The organism is Enterobacter sp. RIT637, assembly GCF_019718755.1.
Taxonomy (GTDB): domain Bacteria; phylum Pseudomonadota; class Gammaproteobacteria; order Enterobacterales; family Enterobacteriaceae; genus Enterobacter.
The window spans coordinates 1-21,868 of the sequence record NZ_JAIHAZ010000027.1; the positions used below are offsets into that span (position 1 = coordinate 1).

Sequence of the window (21,868 nt, forward strand, 5' to 3'; positions counted from 1 at the left end):
CCCGCGGCGTCGCGGTGGTAATGCACGCCCACGGTGAAACCGTCAGCCGCAAGCTGAAGGGCAATAGCGCGGCCAATGCCTTTGCTGGCGCCGGTGACCAGTACGGATCTCATGATGGCGTTCCCTGATTGAAAAGTGATGTTAATTCTTCTTCGCTCGGCTGGAAGGTGTTCACCCGGCCCGTGGCAAGGGGGACGTTATCCGCGAGGATGACGCACTCGAAGCTGCCAAAGCGTTCATCCTGCATCAGCCGTTCGATGGTAATGGTCAGCGTGGTGCCTGCGGCAAACAGCCCTGCGGCGCATACCAGTTCACGCGCGCCCAGCACCATGCCCAGCGCGCTGTGCGGCAGCCCTTTTTGCAGGCGATGCCACTCAGACCAGACGCCGACGGTCTGCGCCATCAGCTCCAGCGCAAACCAGCCCGGCAGGTCGCCGTCGGCGTTCAGAAACGGGGCGAGCACGCCGCGCCCGCTCACCGTGACGCTGCACGTTGCGCCATTGTCGATGACGCTCTCGACGGTCTCCAGCAGCATCATGGGCGCGTCGTGAGGAAGATACTCGGCGGGGGATAAATACTCCATCACACTCTCCCCAGCAGCAGGCTGGCGTTGTTGCCGCCAAACGCGAACGAGTTCGACAGGATGACCGGTTTTTTCAGCGGGGCAGGCGCGTGCAGCAATCCGCAGGCGGGCAGCGTGTCGTCCTGCGCGTAGCGGGCAAAATCCTGCGGCGGCAACGGCAGGTTGCGGGTCAGGATCAGCCAGCTTAGCGCGGCCTCGGTGATCCCGGCGGCGCCCAGCGTGTGGCCGGTCAGATGTTTGGTGGAACTGCACGGCACGCGGTCGCCAAACAGATCGTGGATCACCTGCGCCTCAATGCGATCGTTAAGCGGCGTGGCGGTGCCGTGCAGGTTGATATAGCCGATATCATCCGCCGTCATGCCCGCCTCGTTCAGCGCCTGCGTGATGGCGCGGATGGCCCCTTCACCCTGCGGGTGTGGCGCGGAAATATGATACGCATCGCTCGATTCACCCGCGCCCAGCAGCGCGATCTCTCCCGGCTCGCGGGTCAGCACCATCAGCGCCGCCGCTTCACCAATGGTGATCCCCCGGCGGTCACGGCCAAAGGGTTCGCACAGGGTCGGCGAGAGTGACTCCAGGCTGTTAAACCCGTTGACCGGCATGCGGCTCAGGCTATCGGCGCCGCCCACAATGGCGACATCCACCAGCCCGGCGTTGATCAAACGACAGCCGCTGACGATCGCCCGCGCGCTGGAGGAGCAGGCGGTTGAAATGGTATATGCCGGGCCGTCCAGCTCAAGCCAGCTGGCGAGAAAGCGCGATGGATCGCCCAGCTCCTGCTGCGGGTATTGCCACTGCGGGCTCTCCTCGCCGCTCTGAGCGAGGCGCACGTACGCGTCACCTTCGTCCAGCCCGGACGTGCTGGTGCCAAGCACCACCGCCACGCGGTCGCGTCCCACGCGCGCGATGGCCGCATCAACGGCTGGCTGGATCTGCGCCAGCGCCGCCAGCAGCAGCTGGTTGTTACGGCTGCGATGCGCCGACAGGTGGTCCGGTATTGACGGCAGCTCGCCCTCCACGCCGCCGAGTACCGCATCCGGCACTCCCTGCAGCCAGCCCGCGCGGCGGCGCATCCCCGGCGCAATGCCAGCGGTCAGGTTTGCCGCAATCTCATCAGCCGAGTTGCCCAGGGCGTTGACCATGCCAACGGCAGAAAGGTAGATCATCTCAGTCACCCAGATATTGAATGGTGATGTGGTAGTTAAAAACATGCTGCTCGATGCTAATCGGCTCACGTTTGCCTTTGCGTTGCAGGTAGACAATCTCCGTGACCAGCTTGCCGTCGGGATTACGCAGCTCGCGTCTGCTGTCAGTATCGTTCAGCGTCCAGCCTTTCGGCAACTGCGGCTGCCAGGCGCTGAGCGGCCAGTGGCTGAGCATCACGTCCGCCAGTACCTGGCTGGCGGGCGGCAGCTCCGGTGCCACAACCGACTGTTCGGTATGGATCCCGGTATCGTCATACGTCGCGAGGAACAGACGGATCCCCACGGAGGAGAGGCCGGCCAGCGTCACCTTATGCCCGTCGGCATTCAGCATCACCAGCAGCGACTGGGTGTGTCCCTTGAACCTTCCGGTCAGCAGTTGCTGTGAGCTAATCGCCGGGGTGATACCCGGCGGCGGCAGCGTCACGCGGGTGCCCGGCTGGAGCCAGGCCTCGGGCCGCGCGTCATCGCGGTTCGGCGAATGGCTACACCCTGCCAGCAGCAGCGCCAGAAAACATATCGCCAGGCGGTAAAATCGGATCATCGTACTCTCTCTTTCGTCGTCGGCATCGCCAGCGGGGCGAGCAGGAAGGCGGTGAAAATACCGCTCACCAGCACAATGCCAAAGCTGCTGATAGCCTGGGTGGTGCTGAACACCAGCATGCCCAGCGTCAGCAGCGTGGTCATCATGGCAAGCGTAATCGCCAGCATCGCGGTCAGGGGCGTTCCGCGCGGGTTGCTGAAAAACAGCGTGTAGTTGATGCCAATCCCGAGCACCAGCACCAGCGCCAGCAGCGAAAAGAGGTTCACCGGATGGCCCGCGACGGCCAGCGCCGCCAGCCCGCAGCTGAGCGAGAGCAGGGACGGCACCAGGCTGATCGCCCCTTTGCGCCAGCCGAGACGCAGCATCGCCCCGCAGGCGATCACCGCCAGCGCCACGAACAGTAAGCCCGTCAGCAGCGAACGGTAGAGCGCAAACAGGCTGTCGAAGCTGGCTTTGCGGTCGACCCAGGCCACGCCCTCATGGCTGGCCGCCAGTTTGCCGAGCGCCGCGCTGTTTTTCACGCCATCCACCGGGACCAGCACGCCGCTTTCGCCGTTGGGCAACGTCAGCCACAGCAGCCGCCAGCCTTCGCTGACCGGGCTGGCGAGCCAGGCTTCAACGCTCACCGGCATCGCGTCCAGATTGGGTGCGACGCTGTTCAGCCCCGCGCTTTTCAGCATTGTTGTTACCGCTGGCGCGGCGTTGTGCAGCAGCTGCAGATCGCGCTTCTGGCGCGCCAGCGAGTTCAGCGGCAGGGTGCGCCAGCGGGACATATCGCCCGCCTTTTGCGCCTGCGCCAGCGCCGGGGTAAAGGCCTCCAGCCGCTCAAGCGTTTGCTGAGCCGACGCGCCGTACACCACAAACCACTTTTGGTCGACGCTCTGCCCGGTCAGGGCGGTGATGGTCTTTTCCTGGGCCAGAATGTCTTTCGGCAGCGCCTGAAGATGGGCGATATCGTCGTCGACCCGTAAGCTGCCGATCCCGATGGCGGAAATCAGCACCAGCGCCAGCGGCAGCCCCACGGACAGGGTTTTTCTGTTACGCCAGGTGTTCAGCCAGCGCAGCATAAAACCTTTCGCGGGAATCGGGCGGACCGGCATTCTGTGGCACAACCACGGATGCCAGAAAATCACCGTCAGGCACGAGGCGCTCAGCCCCGCCGCGGCAAACACCGCCATCTGGCGGATGCCGGGGAAGGGGGCCAGCATCATCATCAGGTAGGCGACGACGGTGGTGAGCAACGCCAGCAGCAGCGCATTGCGTACCTTCGACAGGCTTTGCCAGGGCGAGTCGTCAGCGCCGTGCACCATCCGCTCCGTGAGGTAGTAAAGCGTATAGTCTGCCGAAATACCGATGATGCTCATGCTCATCACCAGCGTCATCAGGTGCAGCTCGCCAAACAGCAGCAGCGTAAACACCGTTCCCGCCAGCGCGCCGATGGCGATGGAGAGCATGCTCAACAGCAGCGGGCGCACGGAGCGGAACACCGCCACAATCAGCAGGATCACCCCGAGAACCGTGGCGAGGCCGAGCGTAGAAATATCCCGCCTGGCCTGCTGGCTGGCGTAATCGCTGTAAAACACCGTGCCGCGAGAGAGCAGCTGCGCCTGTGGGTAGTGCGTTTTCAGCGTCTCTTCCAGCGCCTTGAGGGTGGTGACCAGCCGGTGGGTTTGCTGCATATCGAACGACGATCCCGCCAGTTCGCCGTGCAGCAGATACCAGTAGTTCCCGGCGTCATCTTTGGTGACCAGCCAGCCATCCATCAGCTGCATCTTCTGGCCGTTTTGGGCGAGGGCAAGCTGTGAGCCGCGCATCAACATCAGCGGATCGTTTTGTAGCTCCTTGCCGCTTACGCCGGAAAAGGCGGAATAGAGCTGGGACAGTATCCACTGGGCCTGCATTTCCCCGCCGTGTTGCAGGCGCGCCCGGGTGGCGGGATCGATCAGGCCGTTACGGTGCTGCCAGAAGAAGTCACCCCAGGCTTTTTGCCCGGCGGTGTCCATTGGCCCTTTCACCACATTCAGTGCCTGACTGCGCTGCAGCAGTTCCAGCCATTGCTGCGCCACGCGCGGGTCCGGCTTTTTGCCGGGGCTGACCAGCCAGACGAGCTGGCGGTCAAGACGCTGCATAAATCCGTCATTGAGCGCCGGGGGGATGGCCCCGAGCGTCTGTTTCGGCAACATCGCCAGCACGCTGCTGTTCAGCCGCGCGCCGGGCAGCAGCGCGAGCAGCACGCCCAGCAGGATCAGGCATACCGTGGCCCACAGCAGCGCCGGGCGCAGCGATTTACGGTGCGGCAAAGCGTTGGCGTTCGGCATCGGTCAGGCTGGCGGGCGTCAGTTGGTGGCGGGACAGGGCGATATCGGTACGGTCGCCCTGTTTGTCGTTCAGACGAATTGTCTCCAGATAGGTCGCGCCGCCCAGGTCGAGGGTGGCGAAAATCTTGTCCAGCGGCGTGGTCACAGGCGTCAGCACCAGCGACCAGCGGCCTTCCCCCAGGTCTTTAAAATCGATGCGGAAGTTCTCTTCGAGCGCCTTGCGGTCGGCCTGAAACAGCGCCCGCAGCAGGTGGTTGAACTGGAACATCTGCGGATTATTGTCGGCGGTGAGGGTTTGCGGCGGTTGGCCGTTAACGATCTGCACCATCCGCCTGTCGTCCAGCAGCAGCGTCATCGGAAACGGCGTTTTTTGATCCCACAGCAGGCCGCTGTCGCGGGCGATCAGCATCTCCCCCTGCGAGCGCAGCGGCTGCGGCATGTCCCTGATGGTGCGGGTTTGTTCGAAGTGCGCGCGCACCACCGGCTGTTCCGCAAAGCGCTGCTGCAGTTCGTCCAGCGTCACCGCGCTGGCCAGCGGGCTTATCAGCAGGGCGAGAAGCGGTATCCATTTCATGGCGCGATCCCCATACGTTCAAACAGAATGGCCGGGCTGACAAAGCACATCTCCCGGGTGGCTTCATCCACCGCCACCTGGATGGTATAGCCGGTGGTGGTGCGTTTTCCGGTTTGCGCGTCGAAGATTTGATAGGCGATGCGCAGGCGGTTTTCATACTCTTCAATGTGGGCGCGCACGCGGATGCGCTGCTCGAAGGTCACCGCGTCGCGGTATTTCACCCGGGTATCCACCACTGGCCAGACGTAGCCGGAGGCCTTCATCTGGCGATAGCCGTAATTAAACTGGTTGAGCAGCGCCTCGCGGGCAATCTCAAAGTAGCGGAAATAGTTGCCGTGCCAGACCACGCCCATCATATCGACGTCGTGGAAGGGAACGGCGATCTCGACTTCAGCCGTAAAGCGGGGATCGGTCAGCACCCTTTACTCCTTCTCGTTGACCTCTGGCAGCTGCCAGAAATCGAAAAAATTAAACCAGTCGAGCGGCGACATGAGGGCGTAATGTTCCAGCCGCTGCGCATAGCGATCGACGGTCTGCTGCAGCGCCTGCTGGCGTTCGCCGCGCGGGAGCAGCAGCGGGTCGGCAAAGGGCTCGCAGTGCAGGGTCAGTTTCCCCTGCTGGCAGAGGGCAAATATCAGCACCACGGGACAGCGCAAAATAGACGCCAGGATAAACGGCCCCTGCGGGAACGGCGCGGGCTGGCCCATAAAGTCGCTCCATATCACGCGCCAACTGCCGCCGCGCTGCGGTGTAACGGCGATGCGGTCGCCCACAATGGCGACCCATTCGCCGCGATCCAGCTTCTCTTTGATGAGGATGGCGGTATCCGGGCCGATGTCGGTCACGGGCATCAGGTGAATGCCCGCCTGCGGGGCCATCTCTTCCATCACCTGTTTGAAACGTTTGGCGTTATCGCTGAAGACCAGCGCGTTGATGGTTTTCCCGCCTTCGCGCTGCGCCAGCGCCCGGCAGGCTTCTACGTCGCCAAGATGCGAGGCGAGCAGCAGTTTGCCACGCGGCTCGTCCAGACCCAGCGCCGCCTGCGCACCCGGCGCAAAGACCAGATCGCGATGGAGCTTCATTTCGCCGCGCCAGCTGGCCACTTTGTTGAGCATGGCCTGACCGAAACGCAGGAAGTGGAAAAAGCTGTGCAGGCGAGGGGGCTGAGGCATCTGCCGCTGCGTCATCACCTGTTTAACGCGCGTCAGCCATTGCCGTGACGCCTGGCGCGCAGAACGGGCGGTCAGCCAGTATACGGCGGTAACTGGCCACAGCAGGACGGTAAAGGCGTTACGCCCCAGAAGCTGCCAGACGCGCAGCATCAGGCGCATTCCCCACAGCCCTTTCACCTCCTGCTGCTGCGCCCAGTGCTGCGTGCGGCGGCGCATCAGCAGAGCGGGAATGCGCGGCAGCATGCCGAGGAACAGGCGGGTATGCATCAGCGAGATGCGCAGGTTGTCTTTTAGCGCATCGAAATGGGATAGCCCATCCGGCGGATAGGTCACGCGGGTGGGCAGAAAATAGCTGGTGTTGCCCTGCCAGTAGAGCCGCACCATCACTTCGGTATCAAAATCCATCCGCTTTCCGAGCGGCGTGCGCGCGGCAAGCCGCAGCACCGGGGCGATGGGGTAGACCCGAAAACCGCACATGCTGTCTTTTAGCTGCAGCGACAGGGTTTCAATCCACACCCAGACGTGCGTTATCCAGCGTCCGTACAGGCGCGAACGGGGAATGGAGTCATCGTAAACGGGCCTGCCGGAAATTAACGCCTCCGGGTGGCGCTCCGCCAGCGCCAGCAGTTTGGGAATGTCTTCAATAGCGTGCTGGCCGTCGGCGTCTACCTGAATCGCGTGGGTGAAGCCGCGCTCTGCGCAGGCCTGCAGGCCCTGCATCACCGCCGCCCCTTTCCCGCTGTTTTCTGCCAGCCGCAGCAGCGTGACCTGAGAATGGCTTGCCGCCAGCGCTTCAAGCGTGCGGCGCGTGGCGTCATCGCTGCCGTCGTCCACCACCAGACAGGGCAGATCGAAGGGCGCCAGGCGCGCCAGCACCGAGGTCATCATCGCCCCGTGGTTGTAGCACGGGATCAGCACGCAGGGGCGGAAGGTTACTGACATAGGCGAATCTTCCCGCTGCTGGCGGTATGGCGTTCGCTACCGGCATGGCGCTGGTAGCTGAAGCTCAGCATCTGGCGTTCGGGCTGCCAGGCCAGGAGCAGCGTCACCCTGTTCTCCGGCAGCAGCGGGGCCGCGAACTTGACGTTCTGAATGCTGTGAAAACGGTAGCCCGGTGCCAGCAGCGTGGTGGCGTAGTCCATTACCCAGTCGAGCTGCGCCACGCCTGGGAGCAAGGGCTGCACGGCGAAATGCCCCTTAAACCAGAGCAGGGCCGGATCCAGATAGAGGTCGATCTCCAGATGCGTCGCATCGGGCTGGCGGCGTTCGATTTCATGGATCTTCATGAAATAACTCCTGTAGCTGCGCAGTCACACGCTTGTTCATGCTGTTGACCGGGATTTCATCGACAATCCGCCAGTAGCGGGGCACGGCAACCGGTTCAAGGCAAGGGCGAAGGGCGCGGCGCCAGGCGGATTCCTGGGCATTTTTCCCCACGCTTTCTCTGTGCGCACGCGCCTCGTCACTGAGCACCAGTAGCACGCCAATGCCCTGACGTCCCCCGCGCGTCACCGCCAGCGCGGCGGCGTCGCAGATGCCGTCCAGCGCCAGCAGCCGCTGCTCAATTTCATCGAGCGAAATGCGTTTGTCTTCGATTTTGACCACCCGCCCACGGCGTCCGACGATGCTGAACTGCCCATCGGCCGCGAAGTGTAAATTATCATCCAGCACGACGCCTTCCGGCTCGTGGAGCAGCGGCGACGTGACGCGACCGTCGTGAAACGTCACGCCGGGGAACGGCTGCCAGAGCGTTGTCTCATCCTGACGGTGACGCCAGGCCATGACCCCCGTTTCGGTACTGCCGTAGATTTCATCGGGCCAGACGTTGAGCCAGCCCTGAAACGCGGAGATATCCCGCCAGGGCAGTACGCCACCTGCGGAAATGAGCAGGGCAACGGGGGGCGGCGTCAGGGCCGTATCCAGCCGCTTGAGGAAGGCCGGGCTGCTGATAAAAAGATAGCGTTTGTTGTGGGGCAGGGCTGAGAGCTGCTCGGCATAGTTGAGCAGGTTGGTCTGTGACGGCAGGCCGAGCGCCATGGGTAGGACGACACGAAACGTCAGGCCATACAGGTGATGCAGCACCACGGAGGCGACAACATGGCAGCCCGCAAGGCGATCGCCAAACTGTTCCGCCAGCAAGCGGGCTTCACGATCCAGACTGATAATCGGCTTAACCACCCGCTGCGGCGCGCCGGTGGAGCCGGAGGTGAAAAGCTCGATGGCGCGCGTATCGTCTAGGGCAGGCAGCGGGGAAAAGCCGCTGTCTGTACGCGGGGTGGAGGCCACCAACCGCTGTCGCCCTGAAAAGCCGAGCGCAGTGTCACTCAGGACGCCGCTGAACAAGGCCCGCTGTTCGTTAAGCTGCGCGGCCCGGCTGTGCCCGGGGAGCACGGGCGTTTTACCCGCGTGCAGCGTCGCCAGCAGGGCGACCGTAAACAGATAGCCATTTTCAAAACACAGCGCCCAGCGCTCGCCCTCTTCCTGACGCAGCGTGTTAACCAGCTGCGTCACGTCGTGGCGCAGATCGCCGAGCGTCCAGACGCCATCGTCGCGCCAGGCTACCGGCGTATCGTCAGGGCGGGGTGCGCTGAGCCACTGGCTGAGCGGAAGCGGTTTATGCATCTTTTTTCATCACCTGCTGTCGCACCAGCCACTCGCAGGCCATCAGCGTGCCCATCAGGATGTAGGCAATCATGCCGTTCCACAGCGTCCACAGGCGTATGTCGGCGTGCAATACGGTAAACAGCGCCATTGCGCCGTTGCCGATAAAAAAGCCACACCACACCCGGGTAACGATGCGAGTGTAGCGGACGCCGGTGGGCGAGAGAGTGGGCTCGCGCAGCCGCGCAAATCGTTCTACCATCGGCATGGTTGTCCACAGCGACCCGCCAAACACCACCAGCATCACCAGATTAACGACTACCGGATAAAACAGCACCCACTGGTGAGCGTGCAGCACAAAGCTCGCGGCGCACAGCGCCACGCCTGTTAGGGCAACGATCAGGATCATGTTGCGCAGGGGGCCACTCTGACGGCGCACCTGCCAGACCCGTAACAACAGCACAAGCGCCATCACGGGCAATATCCCGTGCAAATTGTTATTCGCCAGCCCGAAGCCGATCAAAAAAGGCCATGCCAGCAGCATCAGCCCCGTCAGTATCGGGACGAATGGAATCGCAGGCACGTTACGCTTCGCGCTGAAGCTGTTCCACAACGTCGACCACGTCCTGGACGGTACGCACCGCTTTGAAGGTGTCAGGCTTGATTTTATGGCCAGTTTTCTTCTGCAGGTGAACCACCATGTCAACGGCATCAATGCTGTCGAGATCAAGATCGTCGTACAGGCGCGCTTCCGGGGTGATGTCCTCGGGGGCGACTTCAAACAGCGTAATAAGAAGCGCAGAGACTTCCTGATAAATCGTTTCCTGGTTAGTCATAGCGGGTAAATTCTCAGGCGCGTTGTTGATGGATAAAAGCCGCGAGCGTGGCAACGGAATAGAAGTGCTGACGCATCTCGTCGCTTTCGGCAGAAAGCACTACGCCATACTGATTTTTCACAGCCAGCCCCAGCTCCAGGGCATCTATCGAGTCCAGACCCAGCCCGTCGCCAAACAGCGGGGCGTCCGTCTCGATATCCTCTGGCGTAAGTTCTTCCAGATTCAGCGTAGAGATAATGAGATTCTTAATTTCAAGATAGAGCGCTTGCATCTTTCGTTCCTGACAAAGATTGAAGACCGGTTGTTAACTGATGCTGCATATGCCGGTTTAACTGCCTTGCCGCCAGCGCAGGTTCGTGCTGGCTCGCATCGTAAAAATCATGAATGTTGATGCGTTCGCGAACATCCACGGTAAAAAAAGGTTTGTTGGGCGGAACGTTGTACCAGCTGCTCTGCTTGTCCAGCATGCGTTCGCTACAGTGGATCACCACCACACGCACAGCGCTATTGCAGCGAACGGCGATGTTCGCCGCCCCGCGCTGCAGCGTTATGGCTTCGCCAACGCGCGTGCGGGTCCCTTCCGGGAAGATGAGCAGCGTATCGCCCTGTGCCAGACGCTGCTGGCTGGCGGAGAGCAGGGTGTCTGCTTCGCTGTTGATCAGATAATCCGCGGCGCGGATCACTCCGCTGACAAACGGGTTACGCAGCAGGGCGCTTTTCACCAGGCAGTCGGTTTCGTTCATGACCGACGCCAGGAACACGTAGTCCAGCAGCGAAGGGTGGTTGGCTATCACCAGACAGCCGCGCTCCGCGCGCAGCACGTCGAGGTTGTTGAAGCGGTAGTCCAGCACCCCCACGCCCCGTACCACCGCGAGGAACAGGCGAAAACTGGCGGAAATGCTGCGGCGGGCCAGCTGGCGGCGCTTTGCGCGATCGCGCTGAATAACCAGCAGCAGGTTAAACCACACCAGCGACAGCAGCAGCCCGCCGAGGCCGAACAGCGCGAAGCAGAATCCGGTCATCGCCATGCGCCATAACCGGTCGAGATGCGACGTCAGCCCGCTCATTTGCGCGTCCATTGCCACTGGAGGCGTTCGCCAGAGAGGATAAAGTGCGGCGCGTCGTTCAGGTAATGTCGCAGGAACTGGAGGCTTTGCGGCAGCGCGGGCTCTTCGCCTTCGCTTCCGCCTCGCGTTTCGCAGCAGAGCCGATCGCCGGCTTCAATCACCAGCGCCAGGGCATACGGCCAGACGGGCATCTGCGGCGGCAGCCCGGCGTGATAAAACGCAGGCAGGACGCCGTCAAAATCGACCAGCAGCACGCGGGAATAGCCCGCATGGAGCAGGCTTAAAACTTCACACAAACTTTGCTGGAAGGTATCCATACCGGCGGAGACGGACGAGGAGACAATCGGCTGACGCGCGGCGATCGTGAGATTGCCGACGGCGGCATTGTGGACCGACATGGCAAAATCCGTGGGGGAAACAGGTTCTTCCGCCGCCAGCGCCTGAAGAATGCGATAATTGCGCTCCAGTTCACCATGGCGACTGCTGTAGACGACGGCGTCAATCTGGTGCTTTCGCAGCATCGCCAGGCCGATATCCACCGCCAGCCTGCTGCCAGAGTTGAGGCGGCGCGCGGTCATCATCGGCAGGTCGGTCAGTTTTGCCAGCGGCGCGGCGGGGTCGATAGCGTCAGACCGGCGTGACCAGTCCTGCCACGCAGCGGCATCGCCCAGTCCTGGCGCTCGTGCCTGCCAGTCGATAATTGAGAGTGTAAATTTCATCTACGCGCGTCCGCGACAAACCTGTTTCTGTGACTTATTCTTCGCAAGCGCGATGAGCTGCGCACATCGTACAATGTTGTTGGCGCGCATGCGAATAAACGTCTCTTTTAAACCTTTCCCTGCGATTAGCCCGGCAACCGGCTTTTTGGTCGACCTGGACCCAGAAGAATGGCGAGTTTACTGCCGCCTTTGGTGGTCTCCATCCAAATTTTACAGACGCTGGTGAGCGGTACCGACAGCAACATCCCGACGGGACCGAGCAGCCAGCCCCAGATCAGTAACGATAAAAACACCACCAGCGTCGACATGCCCAGGCGGTGGCCCATCATGCGCGGCTCGAGAATATTCCCCAGCACCATATGCACGACAAGGAAAAGCGCCCCGACCAGCATGCATTCGTAAAACCCGTTAAACAGGAAGGCCTGGATCATGGGCGGCACGGCGGAGAGCACCGCGCCAATGTTGGGCACGTAGTTTAACAGAAACGCCAGCACGCCCCACATTAGCGCAAACTGCACGCCCATTAGCATCAGCCCCAGCCAGACGATGATCCCGGTCCACAGGCTTAATAACGTTTTTAGCGCCAGATATTTGGTGACGCCCTTTAATGCGCGGTGTAAACCGGCAATGTGAATTTGTGGATTGTTCAGTGCAAAGCGCAGTTTGTAGGGCACGTGGCGGACTTCGAACAGCATAAACACCACCGTCATCACCAGCAGCAGAATGCTGGCCATCGCGCCGGAAAGGCCGGTCATCAGCGTGGTGGCGTAGGTCATCACCTTCTCTGAATCCATCCGGCGCAGCATCCGTTCTGGCGAAATATGCAGGTTGATAAACGGCATCATCTCCTGCAAATCAACCAGCTTGCGGGTGAGGGCTTTGTTGTATTGCGGCAGCATGGTTGAGAATTCACTCAGGGAGGCGGCCAGCACGCCAAACAGCGCCGTCAGAACGATCAGCATGACGATGACCACGATAGTAATCGCCACCGGACGGCTGACGCCGCGGCGTAAAAACCAGGTCACCAGCGGGTTGAGCACAATGGCAAAAAAGAGCGCCAGTAACAGCTGAACGATGATATCAGCCGCAGCGTGGATACCTGCCAGGATCACAACCAGACAGGCGAGTTTTAACAAAATGTGAAGTCCTGCTTTATCGGGCGGGCTGGCTGTCATACGAATTCCTTTTTCGGGGGGCTTGTTTATTGTAGTGCGCCGGATCCCCTTCGTCTGGGGTGTTACTCTGAAAGTCACTGCTGATTTTCAGCTCTCTTCATGGTAATAGTGAAACACTGTTGCAAAAATCCAGGTTAAACCCATGCCCGAACCTTCCGCCGAACCGGCACTGAGCGGAGTACGCCTCAATCTGCGCATTGTTTCTGTTGTGATTTTTAACTTTGCCAGCTACCTGACGATTGGCCTGCCGCTGGCGATCCTGCCGGGCTACGTTCACGACGTCATGGGCTTTAGCGCCTTCTGGGCGGGGCTGGTTATTAGCCTGCAATACTTTGCGACGCTGATAAGCCGTCCGCACGCGGGACGCTACGCCGATCTGTTTGGGCCGAAGAGCATTGTCATCGTGGGGCTGTGTGGCTGCTTTCTGAGCGGGCTGGGCTACTTTCTGGCGGCCACTGCCAGCCAGTGGCCGCTGGTCAGTCTGGTGCTGCTGTGTCTGGGCCGCGTGATTCTGGGCATCGGGCAAAGCCTGGCGGGTACCGGGTCAACGCTCTGGGGCGTGGGCGTCGTCGGCGCATCGCATATCGCGCGGGTGATCTCCTGGAACGGGATTGTCACCTACGGCGCCATGGCGATTGGCGCGCCGCTTGGGGTGGTGTGCTACGCCTGGGGCGGTCTGTACGGCCTGTCCCTCACCATTATGGCGGTTGCGCTGCTGGCGATCCTGCTGGCGCTGCCGCGCCCGAAAGTGAAGGCCAGCAAGGGCAAGCCGCTGCCGTTTCGCGCGGTGCTGGGGCGCGTCTGGCCATATGGGATGGCACTGGCGCTGGCGACCACCGGCTTTGGCGTGATCGCCACCTTCATCACCCTGTTTTACGACGCCAAAGGCTGGGACGGCGCGGCCTTTGCCTTAACCCTGTTTAGCTGTGCGTTTGTCGGCGCACGTCTGCTCTTCCCGAACGGCATTAACCGTCTGGGCGGGCTGAACGTGGCGATGATCTGCTTTGCGGTCGAAATCGTCGGGCTGCTGCTGACCGGGATCGCCACTGCGCCGTGGATGGCGAAAATCGGCGTCTTTCTTGCGGGGGCGGGCTTCTCGCTGGTCTTCCCGGCGCTGGGCGTGGTGGCGGTGAAAGCCGTGCCGCAGCAAAATCAGGGGGCTGCGCTCGCCACCTATACGGTGTTTATGGATATGTCGCTGGGGATCACCGGGCCGCTGGCAGGGCTGGTGATGGCCTGGGCGGGTGTGCCGGTTATCTATCTGGCGGCGGCAGGACTGGTGGTGCTGGCGCTGATGCTGACGTGGCGGCTAAAAAAATGGCCCCCGGTGCACGCACCGGAGGCCACGTCATCCTCGTGAAGGATTACTGAATCACGAGGGTGTTAATGATGTTTTCTGCGGCAGTCTGCGCTTTCTGCTGGTCTTCCGCAGGCAGCGTGATCTGCAGGGTCAGCAGTTTGTTATCAACTTTACCCAGCACCACGGAAGAGTAAGCGGTCTGGCCTTTCGCAGAGATAATGCTGTCCAGCTGTTGCAGCGTGTGGCCTTTGAGTTCGATAGACTTATTGGTCACCACCTGCAGCTGCGGGTCGCGGCTACGCTGCTGATCTTCCAGACGTTTGGACAACACGCTCAGCTCTTCAGTGGTGTCGTCACCCACAATCACAATCACCGCTTTCTGACCGGTTGCGTCGGAATAGACGTGCATGTTGTTCGCCTGGGTACCCAGCTTGCCGCTCTGATCGGTCATATCCGCTGGCAGAGAGAAACTGAGTTTGCCGTCCAGCAGGCTTACCGGCTGCCCGGTCGCGTTGCTCTCTGCGGACGCGCCCTGTGCAGGCGTTTTGGTGTCGCTGTTATCACAGGCTGCAAGGCCAACAACCAGCAGGCCAATCCCGACATATTTAACCAGATTGCGCATTGACTTCTTCCTTTCGATAAACGGCCATAACGGCTCATTCGCTCATCTTAACACAACTGATAAAGCGAACCTTTAACCTGCCTGCAATGCGGTGATTTCAGATTTATCTGCCAGCCTTTTCAGCAGCATATTCAGCAGCACGCCGTACATCGGCAGGAAGAACACAATGCTGATAAGCACCTTGAAGCAGTAGTCCACCAGCGCGATTTCCATCCAGTGTTCGGCCATGAACGCATCCGGGCTGCGCCAGAAGGCGATGAAGAAGAAGGCCAGCGTATCGCTCACGTTACCGAACAGCGTGGAGGCCGTCGGCGCCATCCACCAGCGGTGATTTTGACGCAGGCGGTTAAACACGTGAACGTCAAGGATCTGCCCCAGCGCGTAGGCCATAAAGCTGGCGGCGGCAATACGGGCAACAAACAGGTTGAAGTGCGTCAGCGCCTCAAAGCCCTGCCAGCTTCCCATGTAGAACAGGGAAGAGATGACATACGACACGAACAGCGCCGGGAGCATCACCGAAAAAATAATGCGGCGAGCCAGCGGTGCGCCAAAGATACGCACGGTCAAATCGGTCGCGAGGAAAATAAACGGGAAGCTGAACGCGCCCCAGGTGGTATGAAAACCAAAGATGGAGATCGGGAGCTGCACCAGATAGTTGCTGGAGGTGATCACCAGCAGATGAAAAAGCGAAAGCAAGAACAACGCTTTTACGCGCTGCGATTCAGAAAACGGCGTCATATTGTGACCTTTTTATACGTTGGGGTGAGGGAACCCAATAAAAACCGCCGCATGATACTGCTTTGACGGGACTTTGCAATGGCTAATTTTCACGCAACCGTTAACCTGGTTTGCATTGGCGGCAACCGGGCGTAAACTACAGCCGTTTTATTTTGATCGAGAAGACCATGACCGACCTGTTTTCCAGCCCAGACCACACCCTTGACGCCCAGGGCCTCCGCTGCCCGGAGCCGGTAATGATGGTGCGCAAAACCGTGCGCAATATGCAGACCGGTGAAACGCTGCTGATCATCGCTGACGATCCGGCCACCACCCGCGACATTCCCGGCTTTTGTACCTTTATGGAGCATGAGCTGGTGGCGCAGGAAACGGGCGCGCTGCCGTACCGGTATGTGATTCGTAAGGGGTAGCCCGGCGGCGCTTCGCTTGCACGGGCCTACGGGTTTGGTAGGTCGGGTAAGGCGCAGCCGCCACCCGACAAACACCCGTCACAATTTCAAACCATCGTTTCAATTTTTCGCGCTTTTGTGAGGCGCTTCACCTCCGCTTTTCCAGCCGTAGTCTAATTTTTAAACGTATAAAACTAAAACACCGTTTTAACGCTTATCTCACTACCCTGGAGTTGACTCGATGAAAACGACCCTCAAGCCGTTACTGGCCGCGCTGTGTCTGTCTGCTTTTGCCTGCACCGCTTCTGCTCAAACTATCAAAGCTGCCGATGTGCACCCCGAAGGCTACCCGAACGTGGTGGCGGTTCAGAACATGGGTGAAAAACTCAAGCAGCAAACCGACGGCAAGCTGGAGATCAAAGTCTTCCCCGGCGGCGTGCTCGGGGATGAAAAGCAGATGATTGAGCAGGCGCAGATGGGGGCCATCGACATGATCCGCGTCTCCATGGCACCGGTTGCCGCCATCCTGCCGGATATTGAAGTCTTTACGCTGCCGTACGTCTTCCGCGATGAGGATCACATGCACAAGGTGATCGACGGGGATATTGGCAAGCAGATTGGCGACAAGCTGACCGCTAACCCGAAATCGAAGCTGGTCTTCCTCGGCTGGATGGATTCCGGCACCCGTAACCTGATCACCAAAGAGCCGATCGTGAAGCCGGAGGATCTGAAAGGGAAGAAGATCCGCGTGCAGGGTAGCCCGGTAGCGCTCGCCACGCTGAAGGATATGGGGGCAAACTCGGTGGCGATGGGCGTGAGCGAAGTCTATAGCGGCATGCAGACCGGCGTGATCGACGGGGCGGAGAACAACCCGCCAACCTTTATCGCCCACAACTACATGCCGATCGCCAAAAACTACACCCTCAGCGGCCACTTCATCACCCCGGAAATGCTGCTCTACTCCAAAGTGAAATGGGACAAACTGAGCGCGGATGAGCAGCAAAAGATCCTGACGCTGGCTCGCGAAGCGCAGTTCGAACAGCGCAAGCTCTGGCAGGCCTATAACGACCAGGCGCTGGCGAAAATGAAGGCCGGTGGCGTGCAGTTCCACGATATCGATAAATCAGTCTTCATCAAGGCCACAGAGCCGGTGCGCGCGCAGTATGGCGACAAGCATCAGGATCTGATGAAAGCCATCGCTGACGTCCAGTAAGCCGGAGTACGTATGTCCGAACTCTACCTGAAGTGGATGGACCGTCTGTATCTGCTCGCCATGGCGGTGGCGGGTATTTCGCTGCTGGTGATGACGATTGTCATCCCCATCGGCATCTTCTCGCGCTATGTGCTCAATCGCGGGGAGTCCTGGCCAGAGCCGATCGCCATTATCTGCATGGTGACGTTCACCTTCATCGGCGCGGCAGTGAGCTACCGCGCCGGGTCGCACATTGCGGTCAACATGCTCACCGACCGTTTGCCCGCGTCGCTGCAAAGGCTGTGCGCGCGGGTAGTTGATTTGCTGATGCTGCTGATTTCCGGTCTGATGTGCTGGTACAGCTACTGGCTGTGCGTCGAGCTGTGGGAGCAGCCCGTGGCGGAGTTCCCGATCCTGACCTCCGGCGAAAGCTATCTGCCGCTGCCGATCGGATCGGCCATTCTGATCCTGTTTGTACTTGAACGCCTGCTGTTTGGCTCGCAGGAAAACCGTCCCGTCGTGCTCATCGGCAACCACAGTTAAGGGGTGAACAATGGATGCATTCGTTTTGTTATTCACCCTCGCCATTTTACTGGCGCTGGGGATGCCGGTGGCTTTCGCCGTCGGGTTAAGCGCCGTGGCGGGCGCGCTGTGGATTGATCTGCCGCTGGAGGCGCTGATGATCCAGATCACCAGCGGGGTGAACAAATTTACCCTGCTGGCGATCCCGTTCTTCATCCTCGCCGGGGCGATCATGGCGGAAGGGGGCATTGCCCGACGGCTGGTGAATTTTGCCTACGTGTTTGTCGGCTTTATACGCGGCGGGCTGTCGCTGGTGAACATCGTCGCTTCAACGTTCTTCGGCGCGATTTCCGGTTCGTCGGTGGCGGATACCGCGTCCATCGGCAGCGTGATGATCCCGGAGATGGAGAAGAAGGGCTATCCGCGCGAATACGCGGCGGCGGTGACGGCCAGCGGGTCGGTGCAGGCGATTCTGATCCCGCCCAGCCACAACTCGGTGATTTACTCGCTGGCGGCGGGCGGCACGGTCTCCATCGCCACGCTGTTTATCGCGGGGGTGCTGCCCGGACTTCTGCTGGGTATGGGGCTGATGGCGCTCTGCCTGTGCTTCGCCCGCAAGCGCGGCTATCCGAAAGGGGACAAAATCCCGTTCAGGCAGGCGCTGAAAATCATGCTGGATGCCCTGTGGGGGCTGATGACGGTGGTGATTATCCTCGGTGGGATCTTGTCCGGGATATTTACCGCCACCGAATCCGCCGCCGTGGCCTGCCTGTGGGCGTTCTTCGTCACCATGTTCATCTACCGCGACTACAAGTGGAATGAGCTGCCGAAGCTGATGTGCCGCACGGTCAAAACCGTCACCATCGTGATGATTTTAATTGGCTTTGCGGCGGCCTTTGGCGCGGTGATGACTTACATGCAGCTGCCGATGCGCATCACCGAGTTCTTTACCTCGCTCTCCGATAACAAGTACGTGATCCTGATGTACCTCAACATCATGCTGCTGCTGATCGGCACGCTGATGGACATGGCGCCGATCATCCTGATCCTGACCCCGGTGCTGCTGCCGGTGACCAACTCGCTGGGGATCGACCCGGTGCATTTCGGGATGATCATGATGGTTAACCTGGGGATCGGGCTGATCACGCCGCCGGTCGGGTCGGTGCTGTTCGTGGCGAGCGCGGTGAGTAAGCAGAAGATTGAGCACGTTGTGCGGGCGATGCTGCCGTTTTACGGCATGCTGTTGCTGATTCTGGGGATGATTACCTATATCCCGGCGATATCATTATGGCTGCCGGGGGTGTTAGGGATGCAGTGACGCCGTTTTATGCCGGGTTGCGGCTGCGCCTTACCCGGCCTACGGTTCGGAGATTTTGTAGGCCCGGTAAGGCGCAGCCGCCACCGGGCGTTTTTACCGACGACGCAGCAGTCGAAGCGCGTTTGCTGTCACCAGTACCGTCGCCCCTGTATCCGCCAGCACCGCCAGCCACAGGCCGGTCATGCCGAGCAGGGTGGTGACGAGGAATATCCCCTTCAGTCCCAGCGCAATGCCGATGTTCTGACGAATATTGGCGCGCGTCGCCCGCGCCAGGCTAATCATCTGCGCCAGCCCGGTCAGGCGGTTGTGGGTCAGCGCCGCATCCGCCGTCTCCAGCGCCACGTCGGTGCCGCTGCCCATCGCAATGCCGATGGTGGACGCCTTCATCGCAGGCGCATCGTTAATCCCGTCACCGACCATCGCCAGCGGGGCGGAGGCGTTCAGCTCCGTGACCGCGCTGACTTTATCCGCAGGCAGCAATCCGGCCTTGAATTCCAGCCCCAGCTCGCCAGCAATTGCCGCCGCCGCGCGCGGGTTATCGCCGGTCAGGATCACGCCCTGTACGCCAAGCTGATGCAGCGCCGTCACGGCCTCTTTGGCGTCATCGCGCAGGGTGTCGCGCAGCGCCAGCATTCCTTTTTCGACGCCGTCCTGCGTGACGGTCACGACAGTTTGTCCGGTCTGTTCTAACGCCTCAACCTCTGAGTTAGAAGACTTACCCGCCGCGACAATCAGCACCTTTTTACCGTCAACGGTGGCCTCAATCCCCGACCCGACCAGCGCCCGCTGTGCCGTTGCCGCCGGAATAGTCAGCCCGCGCGACTGCGCTTCACGCACGATCGCCTGCGCCAGCGGGTGAGTGGAACCCTGCTCAACGGCGGCGGCCAGCGTAAGCAGCTCATCTTCACTGATTTCCTGCGGATATACGCCGGTCACCTGCGGCTTGCCGACGGTTAATGTGCCGGTTTTATCGAACGCGATATGCTGAACCTGGCTCAGCTGTTCCAGCGCCGCGCCGCCCTTAATCAGCGCGCCGCGACGTGCTGCCGCCGCCAGACCTGAAGTAATCGCCGCCGGGGTGGAGATCACCAGCGCGCACGGGCAGCCAATCAGCAGCAGCGTCAGGCCTTTATAGATCCAGCCCTCCCACGGCGCGCCGAAGAACAGCGGCGGCACGATAGTGACCAGAAGGGCAACCAGCATGATGGCAGGGGTATAAATCCGGCTGAAGCGATCGATAAAGCGTTCAACCGGCGCGCGGCGCTCTTCGGCCTCTTCTATCAGCTTCAGAATGCGGTCGATAGCGCTGTCGCCCGGTTCGGAAAGGACCGTCAGCTGCACCAGACGGTCGACGCTGGTGGCACCAGCAGGCACTTTTTCACCTGCCGCGCGTTCTACCGGGATGGATTCCCCGGTCAGGGCGCTCTCGTCGAAGCTGGCGGTGGCGGTAACCAGCGCACCATCGGCGGGTAAACGACCGCCCGCGGCAACTTCAATCACGTCTCCGGGACGCAGGGTATTAATCGCCACCGTTTCACGATTGCCGTTGTTTACCCGTGTGGCGGTTTCAGGCTTCAGCGCCATCAGTGCACTGACCCCTTTACGCGCCCGGCTCGCCGCCCAGCCTTCAAGCCGTTCGCCGATTAAGAACAGCAGCAGCACCATCGCCGCTTCCGCCGTCGCGCCGATGAACAGCGCGCCGATTGCCGCCACGCTCATCAGCGTTTCGATGGCAAACCAGCTGCCGCTCTTCATCAGGCGCAGCGCCTGGCGGGCAATCGGGAACAGCCCGACCAGCGTGGTGGCGATAAACGCCAGATTGCCGAACGGGTGGTTAATCTGCTCCAGCCCCCAGCTCAGGGCCATCATGATGATGAGCGTAATGAGCGGCAGGTTTTCTTTCAGGGAGGAGGTTTTTTCAACGGGGGTCGTTTCACTGCGCAGGGTATAGCCCGCCTTGCTGACGGCGGCTTCCACCTGTTTGCTGACGTCGCTATCGGCGCTGACCAGCAGCTTTTCGGTGGCGAACAGCACCTGAACGTGGCTCACGCCCGGCACCTGTTTGACGGCGTTTTCCACCTTGCGCGCGCAGGCCGCGCAGTCCATGCCGTTAACGACCCAGCTGTAGCGGTTGCCGCTTTCGGGCAGCATTTCAGTTTGCGTTTCGCACGCGCCCTCGCAGCAGCAGTCGTCTTTCGGCGGAACCGGGCTGAGCTTAAGTGCCGAGAATTGAGGAACTTTTTTTGATGTTTCTGGAGTCGACATGGCAGTCTCCGGCAATGATAATTTTCTCATTAACCGCAGCATACACTCTGGAGTCGACTCCAGAGTCAAGCGCTATTTAGATATACAGCGAACGCACAATCAGGAAATGCCCGGCAAAGTAGCAGGCGGCGGCAATCGCGTTATCCGCGCGGAAGCGGCGACGATAGTGGCTGCCCAGCCAGACGACATTCCCGATCAGCAGCAGCGCGGCACCGAAGAACGCGGACATCGCCGGAGCGGTCGGACGGAAGAACCACAACTCGCCTGCCAGCCACACCATCACCAGCGTCATGGCGATAAAGGTACACACCGGCAAACGCATCTCTTCCAGACGCGACCAGATCACCGCAATCAGCAGCGCGCCTATCACCAGCAGCACCAGCGGCAGCGGCCAGAAGAAGGAGAGCGTCATCTGGCTGGCAAAGTAGATGGTGTAAAGCAGATGCGACAGGAAGAACGCGCCCACGGCATAGAGCAGGCGCTGACGGGGGAGCAGAGTCAGCGCGTCGCCAATCAGGGACGCACACAACCCGGCGAGGACCAGATAGCTGACGGCGTTGAACATCGGCGCTTGCCAGGCCAGCAACAGCAGGAGCAGCAGCGTGACGGGTTTAAACAGCCAGCGCTGCCAGGTGGGGCCGCGATAGGACGCATCGACATAAAGCCATGCGGAAAAACAGACGGCGATAAATGACCAAAGCATATTAACTCCCTGTATCTGTTGAGGCTGA

25 protein-coding genes are annotated in these 21,868 nt (G+C 60.7%); 5 read left to right on the forward strand and 20 right to left on the reverse strand.

Annotation, left to right across the window (positions count from 1 at the left end):
* The 16 genes from K5E19_RS22375 to K5E19_RS22450 form a co-directional block, all read right to left on the reverse strand.
* Window positions 1–116: SDR family NAD(P)-dependent oxidoreductase (locus tag K5E19_RS22375; RefSeq protein ID WP_221553173.1), on the reverse strand; the 116-nt coding region annotated here is incomplete at its 3' end.
* Window positions 110–583, reverse strand: coding sequence for a 3-hydroxy-fatty acyl-ACP dehydratase (locus K5E19_RS22380; protein ID WP_221553146.1), 474 nt, complete (start codon window positions 581–583; stop codon window positions 110–112). The genes K5E19_RS22375 and K5E19_RS22380, both read right to left, overlap by 7 nt.
* A complete protein-coding gene (locus K5E19_RS22385; protein ID WP_221553147.1) occupies window positions 583–1,749 on the reverse strand; it encodes a beta-ketoacyl-[acyl-carrier-protein] synthase family protein in 1,167 nt (388 codons plus the stop codon). The genes K5E19_RS22380 and K5E19_RS22385 overlap by 1 nt, the downstream gene beginning before the upstream one ends.
* A 1-nt stretch (window position 1,750) precedes the next feature.
* A complete protein-coding gene (locus K5E19_RS22390; RefSeq protein ID WP_221553148.1) occupies window positions 1,751–2,329 on the reverse strand; it encodes a DUF3261 domain-containing protein in 579 nt (192 codons plus the stop codon).
* Window positions 2,326–4,647 (reverse strand): MMPL family transporter, encoded by a 2,322-nt coding sequence (locus K5E19_RS22395; protein WP_221553149.1) that lies wholly within the window; start codon window positions 4,645–4,647, stop codon window positions 2,326–2,328. Before K5E19_RS22395 ends, K5E19_RS22390 begins: the two co-directional genes overlap by 4 nt.
* Window positions 4,616–5,221, reverse strand: a complete 606-nt coding sequence (locus K5E19_RS22400) for an outer membrane lipoprotein carrier protein LolA (protein ID WP_221553150.1) — start codon at window positions 5,219–5,221, stop codon at window positions 4,616–4,618. The genes K5E19_RS22395 and K5E19_RS22400 overlap by 32 nt, the downstream gene beginning before the upstream one ends.
* Window positions 5,218–5,640, reverse strand: coding sequence for a thioesterase family protein (locus tag K5E19_RS22405; protein WP_221553151.1), 423 nt, complete (start codon window positions 5,638–5,640; stop codon window positions 5,218–5,220). The genes K5E19_RS22400 and K5E19_RS22405 overlap by 4 nt, the downstream gene beginning before the upstream one ends.
* A 3-nt stretch (window positions 5,641–5,643) precedes the next feature.
* Window positions 5,644–7,335, reverse strand: a complete 1,692-nt coding sequence (locus K5E19_RS22410; RefSeq protein WP_221553152.1) for a glycosyltransferase — start codon at window positions 7,333–7,335, stop codon at window positions 5,644–5,646.
* The gene (locus K5E19_RS22415; RefSeq protein WP_221553153.1) at window positions 7,326–7,679 is read right to left on the reverse strand and encodes a hydroxymyristoyl-ACP dehydratase; all 354 of its coding nucleotides are present in this window, start codon (window positions 7,677–7,679) and stop codon (window positions 7,326–7,328) included. The genes K5E19_RS22410 and K5E19_RS22415 overlap by 10 nt, the downstream gene beginning before the upstream one ends.
* A complete protein-coding gene (locus tag K5E19_RS22420) occupies window positions 7,666–9,015 on the reverse strand; it encodes an AMP-binding protein (RefSeq protein WP_221553155.1) in 1,350 nt (449 codons plus the stop codon). Before K5E19_RS22420 ends, K5E19_RS22415 begins: the two co-directional genes overlap by 14 nt.
* The gene (locus tag K5E19_RS22425) at window positions 9,008–9,607 is read right to left on the reverse strand and encodes a hypothetical protein (protein ID WP_221553156.1); all 600 of its coding nucleotides are present in this window, start codon (window positions 9,605–9,607) and stop codon (window positions 9,008–9,010) included. The genes K5E19_RS22420 and K5E19_RS22425 overlap by 8 nt, the downstream gene beginning before the upstream one ends.
* Window positions 9,579–9,830, reverse strand: a complete 252-nt coding sequence (locus tag K5E19_RS22430) for an acyl carrier protein (protein WP_010436547.1) — start codon at window positions 9,828–9,830, stop codon at window positions 9,579–9,581. Before K5E19_RS22430 ends, K5E19_RS22425 begins: the two co-directional genes overlap by 29 nt.
* A gap of 13 nt (window positions 9,831–9,843) precedes the next feature.
* A complete protein-coding gene (locus tag K5E19_RS22435; RefSeq protein WP_221553157.1) occupies window positions 9,844–10,101 on the reverse strand; it encodes a phosphopantetheine-binding protein in 258 nt (85 codons plus the stop codon).
* Window positions 10,082–10,897 carry a 1-acyl-sn-glycerol-3-phosphate acyltransferase gene (locus tag K5E19_RS22440; RefSeq protein ID WP_221553158.1) on the reverse strand — a complete coding sequence of 272 codons (816 nt, stop codon included), beginning with the start codon at window positions 10,895–10,897 and terminating at the stop codon, window positions 10,082–10,084. Before K5E19_RS22440 ends, K5E19_RS22435 begins: the two co-directional genes overlap by 20 nt.
* The gene (locus K5E19_RS22445) at window positions 10,894–11,616 is read right to left on the reverse strand and encodes a beta-ketoacyl synthase chain length factor (protein WP_221553159.1); all 723 of its coding nucleotides are present in this window, start codon (window positions 11,614–11,616) and stop codon (window positions 10,894–10,896) included. Before K5E19_RS22445 ends, K5E19_RS22440 begins: the two co-directional genes overlap by 4 nt.
* A gap of 125 nt (window positions 11,617–11,741) precedes the next feature.
* A complete protein-coding gene (locus K5E19_RS22450; protein ID WP_042717282.1) occupies window positions 11,742–12,791 on the reverse strand; it encodes an AI-2E family transporter in 1,050 nt (349 codons plus the stop codon).
* Between the two features lie 142 nt (window positions 12,792–12,933).
* Here K5E19_RS22450 and K5E19_RS22455 point away from each other — a divergent pair, with 142 nt between their 5' ends.
* Complete coding sequence (locus K5E19_RS22455; RefSeq protein WP_221553160.1) at window positions 12,934–14,151, forward strand: MFS transporter; 1,218 nt, start codon at window positions 12,934–12,936, stop codon at window positions 14,149–14,151.
* 4 nt (window positions 14,152–14,155) lie between these two features.
* Here K5E19_RS22455 and K5E19_RS22460 read toward each other — a convergent pair whose 3' ends face one another.
* Window positions 14,156–14,713, reverse strand: coding sequence for a DcrB family lipoprotein (locus K5E19_RS22460; RefSeq protein WP_042713320.1), 558 nt, complete (start codon window positions 14,711–14,713; stop codon window positions 14,156–14,158).
* A 72-nt stretch (window positions 14,714–14,785) separates the two neighbouring features.
* Window positions 14,786–15,451 (reverse strand): 7-cyano-7-deazaguanine/7-aminomethyl-7-deazaguanine transporter, encoded by a 666-nt coding sequence (locus K5E19_RS22465; protein WP_221553161.1) that lies wholly within the window; start codon window positions 15,449–15,451, stop codon window positions 14,786–14,788.
* Between the two features lie 167 nt (window positions 15,452–15,618).
* Between K5E19_RS22465 and tusA the strand changes: the two genes are divergently transcribed.
* From tusA to K5E19_RS22485, 4 genes are all read left to right on the forward strand, one after another.
* Entirely contained in the window at window positions 15,619–15,861 is a 243-nt protein-coding gene (gene tusA, locus K5E19_RS22470; RefSeq protein ID WP_221553162.1) for a sulfurtransferase TusA, read from the forward strand.
* Between the two features lie 220 nt (window positions 15,862–16,081).
* Window positions 16,082–17,053 carry a TRAP transporter substrate-binding protein gene (locus K5E19_RS22475; RefSeq protein WP_221553164.1) on the forward strand — a complete coding sequence of 324 codons (972 nt, stop codon included), beginning with the start codon at window positions 16,082–16,084 and terminating at the stop codon, window positions 17,051–17,053.
* 12 nt (window positions 17,054–17,065) lie between these two features.
* Window positions 17,066–17,575, forward strand: a complete 510-nt coding sequence (locus tag K5E19_RS22480; RefSeq protein WP_061099578.1) for a TRAP transporter small permease — start codon at window positions 17,066–17,068, stop codon at window positions 17,573–17,575.
* A gap of 10 nt (window positions 17,576–17,585) precedes the next feature.
* Window positions 17,586–18,872: a TRAP transporter large permease gene (locus K5E19_RS22485; protein ID WP_221553165.1), complete on the forward strand. Its 1,287-nt coding sequence runs from the start codon at window positions 17,586–17,588 to the stop codon at window positions 18,870–18,872.
* A 93-nt stretch (window positions 18,873–18,965) separates the two neighbouring features.
* Here K5E19_RS22485 and zntA read toward each other — a convergent pair whose 3' ends face one another.
* Both zntA and K5E19_RS22495 read right to left on the reverse strand, forming a co-directional pair.
* The gene (zntA, locus tag K5E19_RS22490; RefSeq protein WP_221553166.1) at window positions 18,966–21,137 is read right to left on the reverse strand and encodes a Zn(II)/Cd(II)/Pb(II) translocating P-type ATPase ZntA; all 2,172 of its coding nucleotides are present in this window, start codon (window positions 21,135–21,137) and stop codon (window positions 18,966–18,968) included.
* Between the two features lie 76 nt (window positions 21,138–21,213).
* Entirely contained in the window at window positions 21,214–21,840 is a 627-nt protein-coding gene (locus K5E19_RS22495) for a lysoplasmalogenase (protein ID WP_024906687.1), read from the reverse strand.
* Window positions 21,841–21,868 lie beyond the last annotated feature (28 nt).

What these genes read in the sequence shown, in the direction of transcription:
- K5E19_RS22380 (WP_221553146.1), bottom strand. Translation starts at nt 583, where the DNA reads ATGGAGTATTTATCCCCCGCCGAGTATCTTCCTCACGACGCGCCCATG.
- K5E19_RS22385 (WP_221553147.1), bottom strand. Translation starts at nt 1,749, where the DNA reads ATGATCTACCTTTCTGCCGTTGGCATGGTCAACGCCCTGGGCAACTCG.
- K5E19_RS22390 (WP_221553148.1), bottom strand. Translation starts at nt 2,329, where the DNA reads ATGATCCGATTTTACCGCCTGGCGATATGTTTTCTGGCGCTGCTGCTG.
- K5E19_RS22395 (WP_221553149.1), bottom strand. Translation starts at nt 4,647, where the DNA reads ATGCCGAACGCCAACGCTTTGCCGCACCGTAAATCGCTGCGCCCGGCG.
- K5E19_RS22400 (WP_221553150.1), bottom strand. Translation starts at nt 5,221, where the DNA reads ATGAAATGGATACCGCTTCTCGCCCTGCTGATAAGCCCGCTGGCCAGC.
- K5E19_RS22410 (WP_221553152.1), bottom strand. Translation starts at nt 7,335, where the DNA reads ATGTCAGTAACCTTCCGCCCCTGCGTGCTGATCCCGTGCTACAACCAC.
- K5E19_RS22415 (WP_221553153.1), bottom strand. Translation starts at nt 7,679, where the DNA reads ATGAAGATCCATGAAATCGAACGCCGCCAGCCCGATGCGACGCATCTG.
- K5E19_RS22420 (WP_221553155.1), bottom strand. Translation starts at nt 9,015, where the DNA reads ATGCATAAACCGCTTCCGCTCAGCCAGTGGCTCAGCGCACCCCGCCCT.
- K5E19_RS22430 (WP_010436547.1), bottom strand. Translation starts at nt 9,830, where the DNA reads ATGACTAACCAGGAAACGATTTATCAGGAAGTCTCTGCGCTTCTTATT.
- K5E19_RS22435 (WP_221553157.1), bottom strand. Translation starts at nt 10,101, where the DNA reads ATGCAAGCGCTCTATCTTGAAATTAAGAATCTCATTATCTCTACGCTG.
- K5E19_RS22440 (WP_221553158.1), bottom strand. Translation starts at nt 10,897, where the DNA reads ATGAGCGGGCTGACGTCGCATCTCGACCGGTTATGGCGCATGGCGATG.
- K5E19_RS22445 (WP_221553159.1), bottom strand. Translation starts at nt 11,616, where the DNA reads ATGAAATTTACACTCTCAATTATCGACTGGCAGGCACGAGCGCCAGGA.
- K5E19_RS22450 (WP_042717282.1), bottom strand. Translation starts at nt 12,791, where the DNA reads ATGACAGCCAGCCCGCCCGATAAAGCAGGACTTCACATTTTGTTAAAA.
- K5E19_RS22455 (WP_221553160.1), top strand. Translation starts at nt 12,934, where the DNA reads ATGCCCGAACCTTCCGCCGAACCGGCACTGAGCGGAGTACGCCTCAAT.
- K5E19_RS22460 (WP_042713320.1), bottom strand. Translation starts at nt 14,713, where the DNA reads ATGCGCAATCTGGTTAAATATGTCGGGATTGGCCTGCTGGTTGTTGGC.
- K5E19_RS22465 (WP_221553161.1), bottom strand. Translation starts at nt 15,451, where the DNA reads ATGACGCCGTTTTCTGAATCGCAGCGCGTAAAAGCGTTGTTCTTGCTT.
- tusA (WP_221553162.1), top strand. Translation starts at nt 15,619, where the DNA reads ATGACCGACCTGTTTTCCAGCCCAGACCACACCCTTGACGCCCAGGGC.
- K5E19_RS22475 (WP_221553164.1), top strand. Translation starts at nt 16,082, where the DNA reads ATGAAAACGACCCTCAAGCCGTTACTGGCCGCGCTGTGTCTGTCTGCT.
- K5E19_RS22480 (WP_061099578.1), top strand. Translation starts at nt 17,066, where the DNA reads ATGTCCGAACTCTACCTGAAGTGGATGGACCGTCTGTATCTGCTCGCC.
- K5E19_RS22485 (WP_221553165.1), top strand. Translation starts at nt 17,586, where the DNA reads ATGGATGCATTCGTTTTGTTATTCACCCTCGCCATTTTACTGGCGCTG.
- zntA (WP_221553166.1), bottom strand. Translation starts at nt 21,137, where the DNA reads ATGTCGACTCCAGAAACATCAAAAAAAGTTCCTCAATTCTCGGCACTT.
- K5E19_RS22495 (WP_024906687.1), bottom strand. Translation starts at nt 21,840, where the DNA reads ATGCTTTGGTCATTTATCGCCGTCTGTTTTTCCGCATGGCTTTATGTC.